Origin of the sequence: Microvirga aerilata, assembly GCF_016743775.1 — a bacterium.
Lineage (GTDB): Bacteria > Pseudomonadota > Alphaproteobacteria > Rhizobiales > Beijerinckiaceae > Microvirga > Microvirga aerilata.
Window position 1 is genome coordinate 54,294 of sequence record NZ_JAEQMY010000025.1, and the last position, 12,226, is coordinate 66,519.

The following is a 12,226-nucleotide window of genomic DNA, read 5'->3' on the forward strand; positions in this document are numbered from 1 at the left end:
CATCCGTCGCTGGCGAAGCAGGTGGCAAGGACCGCTTATGGCACGTTCCGGAAGTTGGTCGAACGTCTGCATTTGCTCGCTATGCGGACCTTCACAGGCCGCTGCCCTACGTCACGCATTAACCAAGGCTGACTAGGCCCAGACTGGTTGGGAGAACGGTGCTAGAATTCTGTCTATAATTCTGTGTGGTGTGGTTTCGTCTGACATTTCCGATGGAGCTGAAGCATGAGTGATCAGTGGCAGCACCAATTGCGGATCTATCTGGCTGATGAGCTTGCTGAGGTGGCCCGCCGTGACCCCGCCGCCCCAGCGCTCGGACTCTTGCCCCGCGTGCTGGAGAAGCACAGCGCGACTATGAAATGCCAGCTCGACGCCTTTGCAGATTATGTGGCGGAAGCCGAGACCCATGGGATCGCGGGCTATCCACTCTATGAGTGGACGAAGACGACGATCGAAGATCGCGCAAAGAGGGCAAAGCACCTCCGGTCATTCGCCCTCCACGTCGGAGGGGAGGCAGTGTATTCAAAGCAGGAAGCAGACGCTCTTGAGGCTGACTTGCTGCCTGTGGTGGATGGTACAGCCATCCTGCGGATCTCGCGGCATGACACCAATCCTGCAAACAACCCGCAGATGCCCGAACGCTATCGAGAGCCCCATGCGTGATCAGAATCCACGCACACGTCCGGCAGGATCGCCCATCGTCGCCTTCTTATGCGTACGAACTAAACGGCCACGCTGTCATTATCATGGGTGAGGAAAATTATTCCTCGGCACAGGCAGCTTGCGGCCTCAGCAGACGAAGGAATGGTCATGGCTACAAACAAGAAGGATGAATCTTCACAACCCAGCAGAGGCCGGAAGGCGACGCAGAAATCAGCGTCCAAGTCCGGCTCCAGGTCTGCCACTAAGAAAGAGACTGGCGCCTCCAAGCGGGCGCAGCCCAAGGCAATGGCTGGCTCCCGATCCGCGACGAAGTCCCAGGCGATTCCGGCGAAGGGCCGTTCCTCCGCAGGATCGCGCACAGCAGCGCGCTCGACCTCCGGTGCAACGAGGTCGCGCTCGACCACGCAATCTCGCTCCGTTTCCCGCTCGCAGGGCGGCCTGCTGAACCCGATGGCTTGGCTCTCGAGCCTTGAGACAACGCTCACCTCGCCGCCGGCCCGCGCAATGATGGCGGAAGCTCTCAGGGCGGTCGCAAACGTGTTGGAGAAGCCGCAAAGCGGGCAGGGACGGGACAGCGGAACGCAGGAAGGCAGGGATGCTGTGTCGGCTGCCGGAAGCCTCGGCGCCGAGATCGTTGCCGCTCCGCTGGAGGTCGCTGCGGCTGCCATTGGAGCCGCGGGAGAGGTCGTGACGAGCGCCCTTGGCGGATCACCGGGCGAGGACGGTGGCAACGGCCGGAGCCGGAAAGGCGGCCGGCGGACCTCCTCGCGAAGGAAGTCATTGGGGGACAGCGAATAGCCAACCTAGTGACCTGACGATCGGCTCAGCAACACGAGGGAAAGTAAAAAGGCCGCCTCGGTGTAGGCGGCCTTCTCATCGTCGTAACTCCAAGACGTTATCAGGCCGCCTCGGCAACAGGAGCGGGACCGACTTCGTCCATAGCCCGCATGTAGACGTCGAGCAGGCTCTCGTGCTCGTCACGCTCATCCTGATCCTGCTTGCGCAGCTTGATGATCTCCTTGAGGATCTTCACGTCGAAGCCTTCGCCCTTGGCCTCGGAGAAAACTTCCTTCTTGGCCTCGTTCAGGTCCTTGATCTCGTTCTCGATCTGCTCGATCCGCTCCACGAACGAGCGGATCCGATTGCCCGGAATTCCAATGACGTCACTCATGGCTTCTCCTTTGCCGTATGTCGGCAGGCACTATCCACGAGGGTGGTAAGAACGGAGTTAATCCAGAGCATCCGTCGTGTAGGATGCCGCCAACCAGAAATCCCAGGAGCTGGCACTGGGCGGACCTTGGCCGGAGTTCCGTATTCCGTCCGTTAGCAGTCCTTTATAAGGTCATGCTTAAAGGCGGTGTTTGACCCAGAGCTGACTCTAGCTGGTGCGCAATCATATGCTTTGTATGTAAATCAGTCGCCACAATGGTTCAGGAGTCAGCAGGCCTCCAAGTACACTTCAGTACTCGTCCCCAACAAGGCGTATGGACATTCGCTTTAGGGCCATGACGCTAGGATGCGAGATAGATCAAGGCTGATCTCCCGCTTTCAGCCTTGCATCGAATTTTTTCTACCATAGGAAGCTTTCGGCTCACCTAAGCGTCCGCGCGTTTAGAACACTGCTCGAAGCCTATTCCGCTGCTGGATCTCCTCCTACAACCGTTCCAGCCCTCCGGTTTCGGCCCAGCCACTACAGGTCCATTCGGCGGCACCGTGTCAGGGCTGCCTTCGCCGATCATGCAGCGCGGGATACGAACAATCAGAAATGGCGCAGAACGGTAAGCTTGCCCGGCATGCCCTGAAAGGGCACGGTCACAGCTTTAGGAGAATCACCGCATGGCAGCAGCCAACCTTCAGCGATGTCTTCGGGCGCCAAGCCAAGCCGTTTTCCTCGTGGCCGTCCTCCTGCTCAGTGCCGCCGCTCCTGCCATGGCAGCGGAGGAACAAGCTTCCAGCGCCAGTCCCTCCAGTCGCGGCAGCAACAATGATAACAAGGCGGGGGTGACCTTCGACAGCGACGGAGTCAGCTACCAGAGCGAGAACCGTGCCATCCAGTGGAACCTCGGCGGCCGCCTGCACTTCGATGTGGGGGGCGGCGAGGGACGTGGCTCGGACCTGGACGAGAGTTCCCTCTGGCGCGGTCGCCTCCGGCGCGCATGGGTCGAGTTCGAGGCGGCGTTCAACCGCTCCTGGACCTTCGAGGCACAGATTGCCCCGTTCGACCGTGACGAGCCGATCGAGAGCCTCGCAATCGGCTATTCGGGATCAGCGCCCCTGGTCGTCGTCCTGGGCAACGTCAAGGAGCCGTTCAGCCTCGAGGAGCTGACGAGCAGCAACGACATCACATTCATGGAGCGCTCGCTGGCTAACGCGCTCGTGCCGGGGCACAACACCGGTCTTGCCATCGGCATGAGCGGCGAGCGCTGGACGGCGGTTGCCGGTGTGTTCGGGGGCAATCTCAACGACCGAGTCGACGATGAGGGCCTCGCGGTGACCGGGCGGGTGACCTTTGCACCAATCCGGAAGGACGACGAGGCTCTGCACCTCGGCATCTCAGGGAGCCACCGGGCATTCGACAGAAACCAGGAGGTCGAGTTCAGCACGGTGCCCGAGTCCCGCCCCTATGAGACTCCGCTGGTGGATCTCGATGCGATCGACGATGCCCGCAACCTATCCCGGCTAGGACTCGAATTTGCCTATCTGCGGGGATCGTTCCGCATTCAGGGGGAATACATCCTGGCGCATGTGGATCGGGCAGAGAACGCGGACACCTCGCTGCACGGGGGCTATCTTCAGGCCTCCTATGTCATAACCGGCCAGAAGCAGGAATACGAGGTGTCCCCCGGCGGCCTGCACAAGGGTGTCGAGCATGCTGTGTTCTCCGGCATCGATGTGGATGATGAGGATCGGGTGAGCCGGGGCGGAGCCGGTGCGTGGGAGTTTGCGGCTCGGTGGAGCATCCTTGATGCCAGGGGACAGGACCTGGACGGCGGTCGGCTGCAAACGGTCGGCCTTGGGCTGAACTGGTATCCGGAGAAGAACATGCGGGTCATGGCGAACTACATCCGTGCTTTCGCCGATCAGCGCGACGAGGGCACCCCGCGCGCGGATGCGGACATTTTCCAGATGCGCTTCCAGGTTGCCTACTAAGGCGTGTGACCGTTCATTTGAGCTACCAGAGCCCGCCCGAAGGCTACACCAATAAGTCTCTTAAGAGGCAAGCCCGCAGGAACCACGTGAACTGCTAAAGGTCTGGATCTGGCACGAGGCAGATCTAAGCCAAACTTCCGCTCCCGATCCAGAAGTAGCCGTTTCTGGACACAAACCTCAAGTCACGATAGGCGGCTGTATCTCCTCAACTTCATCCATGCCAACTGCATCCTCATGGATCCTGACCCGGCGCTGGGCCGCAGATAGCTGTGAAGATAAGGCTCTAAGAGAGGCAGCTGGCAAGTCCGCCACGTGACAGTGAAGCGCAATCGCTGGTGTGTCGGATGTGAGTATCACGTCTGGCTCATCAGATTTCACATTGCCGGGATGCTCAGGCCGCTTGGTCAAAGCTCTCCTAATCCAGTCCCACTGTCTTAGGTGTGCTGGCCTCAACCTCCAAGACCGTCGGCTGCTAAGCCTCAAGTTCCTTCAGAGCGCGATCTCGCCAGTACCTCAGTTCGGCCGTGTCCTTTCCAACTTGCTCCTCAGCTGTGAGAGCGTCCCATCCTGGTCCTTGACTATTAGCGAGCTGACGTGCCCGGGCCGTGATTTCTTCCTCAGTGAACTGCGGTGTGGCCATTGAGGATCTCCCTTAGCATGAGCGGAGGAGATCCTGCCGATCGATTGTGACGCGACGGTGATGAGCTGTACAGCAGAGAGGCTAGAAGGGCCCTCGCTTGACGAGCGCTTCGAAGCCGCGTCGGAGCTGCTGGACACGCTCGTCATAGGCCTTCATGAGGCAGGTCTTATCTGCGCCGCAGCCAGCGCGTCGCTTGAGCCAGGCGGCCTGCTCATCCTCCATGTCACCGCGGGCGCCCATCCCAAGCAATGGTTTTAGCTGGGTGTAGAGGACAGCCATCTCAACGTCCCCATCGTTCAGCTGGTGATCGGCGCAGATGGCTTTCTCGTCCGGCGCTTCAGCCTTAGAGCAGTCGAAGCTGGTAGCCTCAGAGGGCTGCCATGCGAGTAGCAGCAGGATGGTAAGGCAGAGAGTTTTCCCGATCATTGGATCATCCTCATGGAGCCTGACGATTGGAAAACCGCTCCAGCGGCTAGAGGCTCCGAGCCAGAGGGATCCAAATTTGAAGCAAGGTTAAAAGAGGGTGAAGTGGATAGCCTGCAACCGATGCGGAGCCGGACCAAGAAAAAGGGCCGCCGATGGATCAGCAGCCCGAAGGTGGGACATGCGTCCTTCCAGAGGGAACGACGCGAGCGGGAGGAACGATCGCGTCCTCGCCGAGATGGTGCGCCGAACTGGCTGGTGCCACCCGGCCGAAAGCTGAGCTGGCATGCGCCAAGCGCAGCCGTCCGCTCCCGAATCCTCAGACAGGGCGTCAGCGATTGAGGGGGCATCACCGTACCGGCAAACTTGACCGTTCAACCGTGGCATTTTCCATGGATGCCTCAAAAGATGACAGCACGGTCGCCAGAAGACCTAGGCATCCGGGTCACGCGTGACTGACATCCTTATGGCCGTCTGAGCATCAGGGTTTCTGACAGGGGCAACGACGGGAGCTTTCCCGAGTGTGATCAAGGCAACGACAGTGAAGAGAATATGAAGCTTTGATGGGGACACGAAAGCACCTGGGTACGCAAAAACAGGCGCGGGTTTTGAGCCCCGGATCCTGAATCAAACCTTTCTGCTGCAATGAAAATTTGGGCCTCCGCGTCCGGAACTTTTGACGGCTTTACTCGCCACGAAGAGATGCGCTTGCTTATCCCCGCCCTTATCCACAAACCGTCTGTCTGGGCTCCTGCGATAGGGTTAATCACTGCTTTCAGCTGGCCAGCTCAAGGACTGCATCACCTCGCCTTCGGACAAAGACCGGGCAGATCATCCCATTGATCGTCAACGTTGGACCGAGAAGCTCCCCGGCAGGAGGTTGAGCACCAGGCCTTCCACCAGGGCGCATGCGATGTTCTCCAACATCGCATTCTGGAATCGAGATGCATGATTGGAACGCCGGTGGGGAGGGCTACCAGCCGGGGTACGCAGCACAAACACGAAGCAGCTGCAAGCCATATAGGATCCTGAGCTTCCTGCCTGCTGTGCTCTCGCACATCATCGCCGCTGACCGTCAAAGTTGCCGGCTTAGCCCTAATGCCTGCAAACACCCGAGAAGCAGAAGCGAGCCGCAGGTCCGCATGCGGCCGCAAAGCCGACCATTAAACAGCCATGCTGTACGGCGGGGTTTGACCCGATGTATGGACCGGCCGTGCGTCGCAAGAGGCTTTGGAGTTGGTGAGGTTGGTCTTGCGCAAATGTATCCGGCCCTTTGTGGAGCAAAGCTCCTGGCCATCATGGATATCCGCGCACATTGGTTCTCATTAGCGGATCGGCCCTTTATGGCCATTTGGGTCACCAGAGCCCCGATGTGACGGCGCGACCGTTCTCCATCTCCTCATCCTCTCGCAGACCTCGGCGAGCTTTGAGCGACGACTGATGCGGACAGAGGCTTTCAGCCTCAGCCTGCCACAGCCGCTGCTCGTGGTTCATAGACGCGGTTCTGGCTCAGCACACTCCACGCGATGCGAGCCAGCTTGTTGGCCAAAGCTGCCGCCAGGACATTGTGGTGCAAGCGCATCGAGGCGGCGGCCAGCCACTCTCCAAAACCGTGTTGGCGCCACTTCGCTGGCCAGAGCAGCAGAACCTTCGCTGCCTGGATCAGCAGGGATCGCAGGTAGCTGTTGCCGCGCTTCGACAGGCGGCCCAGCACGGTTCTATCCCCGGTGGAGATCTGGCGCGGCACCAAGCCGAGCCAGGCTCCAAAGTCGCGCCCACGCCGGAAGGCAGCCCCATTGCCGATGCTGGCCACCATGGCGCTGGCGATGATCGGCCCAACCCCCGGCACACTCATCAGGCGCTGGCAGGCCTCGTCAGCCGCCACAAGAGCTTCGATCTCGCCTGTGACTGCCTCGATCCTCTCGTCGAGATGGTGCCAGTCCCGCATCAGCCCCTCGATCATGTGCGTCATGCGCGGCGTGAGGACATCGGTGCGCTGGGCGAGAATGTCCGGCAGGGCCTGGCGGAGGGAACGCAGCCTCTGGCGCACCGCGATGCCGCGCTCGAGCAGGAAGGTGCGGATCTGGTTGACCACCGCCGTCCGCTCACTCACCAACCGCGACCGAACGCGATGAAGCGCTTGTAGGTCGAGCCGCTCGACTGTTTTGGTGGGCACAAACCGCATGGTGGGCGGAGCACGGCTTCAGCAATGGCCTCAGCGTCGCGGAAGTCGTTCTTGTGGCTTTTGCGGAAGGGGATCACGAACTGCGCGGGGATCAGCTTCACATCGTGGCCGAGGGCCAGCAACTGACGGCTGAGATGGTGGGAACCAACGCAGGCCTCCATCCCGACCAGACAGGAGGGCATGTTGGCAAGGCGCTGCTCCACCTGTCCGCGAGAGAGCTTCTGGCGCAGAACAATGGCACCCCGGGCATCCAGGCCAACCAGGTGGAAGCTGTTCTTGCCGATGTCGATCCCAAGGGTGGCAACGTGCTAAAGCGGAGCTTTGGGCATGGCTCAAGTCCTCGTGCTGGGGCGCCCCTGGTGAAGGGTGCGCCGGTAAGCACGGCCGGTCCATCCCATTAGCGGATGTTCGCAAAGGGCGAAGGATCGTCACTGCCTGACCCCTTGGAGACCTCTGCAGAAATGAGTCTCGCCTAGTGCCGCCTGACATCCGAGTGGAACATGAATCAATTTTGCTCGCTCTATCGGCCCTACTCTAGTGCCGCGCGACAGCATAAATCTTATCTCCACTGGACCCGGTCAGGAACTCCTGCCACGCTGTGCCATCCAGCCGTTGAGCCGGAGCCATCGCAATGCGCGAACTGACAGGGGAGAACAGTTTAATGATACGGAATAGCGTATTTATCTCTGCCGCAGCGATCCTGCTCGTGGGACTGTCCATGCCCGCCCTCGCAGCATCGCTGCGCTATGCGAACCAGGGCGACCTTAAGTCCCTCGACCCTTATACTCTCAACGAGACAACCACGAACGCTCATCTGGGACACGTTTACGAGGGTCTGACGCGACGCGGAAAGGACCTCGCGGTTCAGCCGGCCCTCGCGGAGCATTGGGAGATCAGTGATGATGGCCTGACCTGGCGCTTCTTCCTGCGCAAAGGCGTCAAGTTCCACAACGGCAGCGATTTCACTGCGGATGACGTGATCTTCTCGGCAACCCGAGTGCGGGCGCAGGGCTCGAACTTCACGACCCGCGTTCCGACCAATGCTGAGCTTGTGAAGGTTGACGACCACACGGTTGACGTGAAGCTCAAAACCCCTAACCCGATCCTGAATTCCCAGTGGGACACCTGGTACATCATGGACAAGGAATGGGCAGAGGCGAACAACGCCACAGCTCCGACGCCTGCGGCTGCCACAACCCCAAGCTTCTCGTCGCTGAATGCAAACGGGACCGGTCCGTTCAAGATTGAAAGCCATCAGGCCGGCGTGAAGACGGTCTTCAAGCCGAACCCTAGCTGGTGGGACAAACCGGAGCACAATCTTGATGAGATCGTCTTTACGCCGATCGGCAGCGATGCGACCCGCGTCGCAGCGCTCCTGTCCGGCGAGGTTGATGTCATCGAACCGGTTCCCGTACAGGATATTGCGCGCGTCAACTCTTCGCCGAATGCCCAAGTGCTCACAGGGCCGGAACTCCGGACGATCTTTATCAACATGGACTCGGCCCGCGACGAGCTTCTGTTCTCGAACGTGAAGGGCAAGAACCCCTTCAAGGACGTGCGGGTTCGGGAGGCCTTCTTCAAGGCAATCGACATCAACCTCATACGCGACCGCGTCATGCGAGGACTGTCCACCCCCTCGGCCCTGATGATCGCGCCCGAACTTTTCGTCTACTCAAAGGACTTCGAGCGTCCGAAATATGACCTTGAGGGTGCCAAGAAGCTGCTGGTCGACGCCGGCTACCCGAACGGCTTCGAGGTCGGCATGGACTGCCCGAACGACCGCTACGTCAACGACGAAGCGATCTGTCAGGCCGTCGTCAGCATGCTGGCCCGCGCCGGAGTGAAGGTAAACCTGACGGCCCAGCCGAAGGCGCTCTACTTTGGGAAAGCCGGCAAGTCGGGCGGCTACACCACCTCGGTCTCGCTCCTTGGCTGGACCCCTGGCACCTTCGACAGCCACAATGTTCTCTATGACGTCATGGGCTGCCGCGACGTTCCGGCATCAAGCCGGGGCGAGACCAATTACGGCGGGTACTGCAACAAGGACCTTGATGCAGTGACCGACCAGATCTTGGTCGAAACGGATCCGGAGAAGCGTAACCAACTGATCAAGAAGGCTTTTGAAATCGCAACCAAAGACTACGGCCATATCCCGCTACACCAGCAGTCCCTTGCTTGGGGCGTGTCGAAGAAGGTCAAGCTCGTTCAGCGAGCCGACAACCAGCTCCTGTTCTATTGGGCTAAGAAGGAATAGCAAGCTAGACAGAAGGGTACTCACCTTGTTGGAGCAAACATGCTTCACAAGGCAGGATCTCCTCACCAGCCATTGCTAGGCAAGTGAGGAGATCTTCTATCATCCGTTTGAACGTTCGCGGTTGGTAGGCAACTGAACTATCCGGGCTAGCGCCCGCACAGCGCCCGATTCTATAGCTGACGAGTGTCAATCCGATGTGCAACCAGCCGGATGAAACACAGCAGGAGACTTCCTCACCAAGCCGCAGCACGTCGTGCGCAGGTTCGGGAGAGGAATTATCGGTTGCGTGAATGGCGGAATGTCCGTGTCTAGCACAATGCCGACAAATGCCAAACTTTCATAGTAATAGCGTAAGCTGACCTTCATAAGGTCAGGTCCAACGACTCAGTTGGCGCAGTGCAGACTTTTCCTCGGCTAATCCTTGCGCCTAGAGGCTGTTACGGACCGCAATGTAGTTGACGGCCTGTCGCAGCATAATACAGACCAGAGCAATGACGTGCAGGTCGGCAAGCGTTTGAGGTAATCGCTCGTAGTCGCGCACCAGACGCCGAAAGCGGGTGGCCCAAGCAAAGGTTCGCTCAACTACCCAGCGCCGGGGCAACAGCACAAAGCCGCGCTTGGCCTCAGACAATTTGACAACCTCCAACTCAAACCCATGCTCGTGGGCCGCGGCTGCAGGTTTCTCGCTTGTATAGCCCTGGTGAACATAGGCCAAATCAACACTCTCGCCGGTGGCTACCTGCACGGCTTGGGCCAGCTGTCGCACTTTAGCGCGATCATCAGCCGTGGCGGGGGTGACATGGGCGGCCAGAAGGTAACCGAGCGTGTCACCCCCGCGATGTGCAGCTTGGAGCCCTTCTTGCGCTTGGCACCATCATAGCCGGCGCGAGCCCCGCTCTCAAGGCTGGAGCGCAAGGGTTAAGTTGACGATGCGAGCGCATCACCTTCAAGCTGGATGGCGCCCACCCGCCTGGCGCAGCGCACCACCACAAAATCGTTGTGATCGATGATGCCGTCGCGTTCTGCGGTGGCATCGACATGACCGGTGATCGCTGGGATACGCCGGAGCACCGCGACAACGCCCCCCGCCGCCGCCGCCCTTTCACAAGGCGCGCCTATGGACCATGGCATGATGCCACCACGGCGGTCACCGGGCCAGCGGCCAAGGCTCTTGGCGACCATGCTCGTGAGCGGTGGCGACACGCATCGGGAGAGGTTCTGGTACCACCGCCTGCCGGCTCGGACCCGTGGCCCGAAGGCCTGCCCATCGACATGGACGACGTAGCGGTCGGGATTGCCCGAACCATCCCGGCCTATGACACCCAGGCAGAGGTGCGCGAGGTCGAAGCCCTGTGCGTTGCCGCGATCGCGGCCGCTCGCAGAAGCGTTTACCTCGAGAGCCAGTACTTTGCCTCGCGTGCCGTTGCACAGGCCATTGCCCGGCGCCTCGGTGAGCCGGACGGACCTGAGTTCGTGATCATCAACCCTGAGTCCGCCGAGGGCTGGCTTGAGGAGGAGGCTATGGGGTCAGCCCGGGCCCGTCTCCTGACCATGCTTGAGCACTGCGACCAGTTCAGGCGCCTGCGGATCTATACGCCCGTCACATCGGGGGAGCAGCCGATCTACGTTCATGCCAAGATCATGATCGTCGACGACCAGTTGCTGCGGGTGGGATCATCCAACCTGAATAACCGCTCCATGGGCTATGATACTGAGTGCGATCTTGCGTTCGAGGCCGATGGTGATACGCGTGTAGCCCACGTGATCCGGAGCTTTCGGGCCAAGCTTCTAGCTGAGCATCTTGGCACATCGTCGGAGCAGGTTTCCGCCATTGTGGCCGAGCGGCGATCGCTGATTGCGGCGATTGAATTGCTCTCCGGGCCTGGGCGCTCGCTGCGAGCGTTCGTTCCGCCTAAGATCAACGATGCGGAGAAGGCACTGGCGGATCATGAACTTCTTGATCCAGAGCGCCCGCGCTCCCTCTGGCGCGCCCTGTCCAAGCCCTATCTGCCCATCTTCAGATGAAGACATCGAGCAACGTCACGCTCACCAGCTCCAGAAAGTCGCCTAGTGGCACGTCTTGGAAGCTAGACGAATTCCACTCAGGGTGAGGAGTACGAGACGTTCCTTAAGGGTACGGGAATGCCTGGTTTGACCCTTCCCGGATATCTGCTCCCAAATCTTTGGCCCGCCGTGTTATTGACCGTTGCGGGAATGAGTAGGGGATCAGAAATGGCAGTCGTCACAACCGAACGAACGCCCTAGTGGGCTTGGGTCTGGCCGATGCTGGGCTGGATCCTTTTGGTTGTGACGACTGTAGTCAGCATGAGCGAGATTTTGGCCGCAGCCGCCGGCGCGGCCATGATCGCGACCGTGTTTGCGGCGGGTGTACCATGCCGAAGTCGTGGCGCACCGGGTCGGAGAGCCCTTTGGCACTTTGGTTCTCGCTCTTGCCGTTACAATCATCGAGGTAGCGCTGATCGTCTCGATCATGATGGCGGGCAAGGGAGACACGGCTGGGCTGGCACGCGACACGGTATTTGCTGCGGTAATGATCGTCTGTAACGGCATCGTCGGGCTGTGCCTGCTCTCGTGCGGCGTGCGCCATCACGAGCAGGGCTTCCAGGTCGCAGGAGCCAATGCCGCTCTGGCTGTGCTGGCAGCTCTGACAACGCTCACCCTCGTCCTGCCCAACTTCACCACCAGTGCCGCAGGTCCCGTGTTCAGCACCTCACAGCTTGTTTTCTCCGGGGTCATATCCCTGGTGCTGTATGGGTCGTTCGTGTTCATCCAGACCATCCGCCACCGCGATTACTTCCTCCCGGACGAGGATGGGAACATTGATAAGCAATCTTGGTTGAGGAGGGCTGGCGCGACAATCAGGTTGAGCCTGCTATGGAGGCTTGAAATG

General features: G+C 60.1%; 8 protein-coding genes and 2 pseudogenes. 6 read left to right on the forward strand and 4 right to left on the reverse strand.

What is annotated here, in order from left to right:
- Positions 1-225 precede the first annotated feature (225 nt).
- Positions 226-663, forward strand: coding sequence for a hypothetical protein (locus tag JKG68_RS17050; RefSeq protein WP_202061906.1), 438 nt, complete (start codon positions 226-228; stop codon positions 661-663).
- A gap of 285 nt (positions 664-948) precedes the next feature.
- Positions 949-1,461 carry a hypothetical protein gene (locus JKG68_RS17055; RefSeq protein ID WP_202061908.1) on the forward strand — a complete coding sequence of 171 codons (513 nt, stop codon included), beginning with the start codon at positions 949-951 and terminating at the stop codon, positions 1,459-1,461.
- A gap of 100 nt (positions 1,462-1,561) precedes the next feature.
- Here the strand turns inward: JKG68_RS17055 and JKG68_RS17060 are convergent, their stop codons facing one another.
- Positions 1,562-1,834: a DUF2312 domain-containing protein gene (locus JKG68_RS17060; protein WP_202061910.1), complete on the reverse strand. Its 273-nt coding sequence runs from the start codon at positions 1,832-1,834 to the stop codon at positions 1,562-1,564.
- Positions 1,835-2,499: 665 nt separating this feature from the next.
- Between JKG68_RS17060 and JKG68_RS17065 the strand changes: the two genes are divergently transcribed.
- Positions 2,500-3,813: an OprO/OprP family phosphate-selective porin gene (locus JKG68_RS17065; RefSeq protein ID WP_202061911.1), complete on the forward strand. Its 1,314-nt coding sequence runs from the start codon at positions 2,500-2,502 to the stop codon at positions 3,811-3,813.
- Between the two features lie 721 nt (positions 3,814-4,534).
- Here JKG68_RS17065 and JKG68_RS17070 read toward each other — a convergent pair.
- Together JKG68_RS17070 and JKG68_RS17075 are read right to left on the reverse strand one after the other, a co-directional pair.
- Positions 4,535-4,879: a lysozyme inhibitor LprI family protein gene (locus JKG68_RS17070; protein WP_202061913.1), complete on the reverse strand. Its 345-nt coding sequence runs from the start codon at positions 4,877-4,879 to the stop codon at positions 4,535-4,537.
- A 1,459-nt stretch (positions 4,880-6,338) separates the two neighbouring features.
- Positions 6,339-7,351: pseudogene (locus JKG68_RS17075) on the reverse strand (IS110 family RNA-guided transposase).
- A 371-nt stretch (positions 7,352-7,722) separates the two neighbouring features.
- On the opposite strand from JKG68_RS17075, the gene JKG68_RS17080 reads away from it, so the two are divergent.
- Entirely contained in the window at positions 7,723-9,315 is a 1,593-nt protein-coding gene (locus tag JKG68_RS17080; protein ID WP_202061915.1) for an ABC transporter substrate-binding protein, read from the forward strand.
- Positions 9,316-9,742: 427 nt separating this feature from the next.
- Here JKG68_RS17080 and JKG68_RS17085 read toward each other — a convergent pair.
- A pseudogene (locus JKG68_RS17085) lies at positions 9,743-10,230 on the reverse strand (transposase); the annotation flags it as partial.
- 36 nt (positions 10,231-10,266) lie between these two features.
- Here JKG68_RS17085 and JKG68_RS17090 point away from each other — a divergent pair.
- Both JKG68_RS17090 and JKG68_RS17095 read left to right on the forward strand, forming a co-directional pair.
- On the forward strand, positions 10,267-11,340 hold the full coding sequence (locus JKG68_RS17090; protein ID WP_246515531.1) for a phospholipase D-like domain-containing protein: 1,074 nt from the start codon (positions 10,267-10,269) through the stop codon (positions 11,338-11,340).
- 379 nt (positions 11,341-11,719) lie between these two features.
- Positions 11,720-12,226 (forward strand): calcium:cation antiporter family protein (locus tag JKG68_RS17095; protein WP_512699484.1); only part of this gene is annotated, 507 nt, incomplete at its 3' end.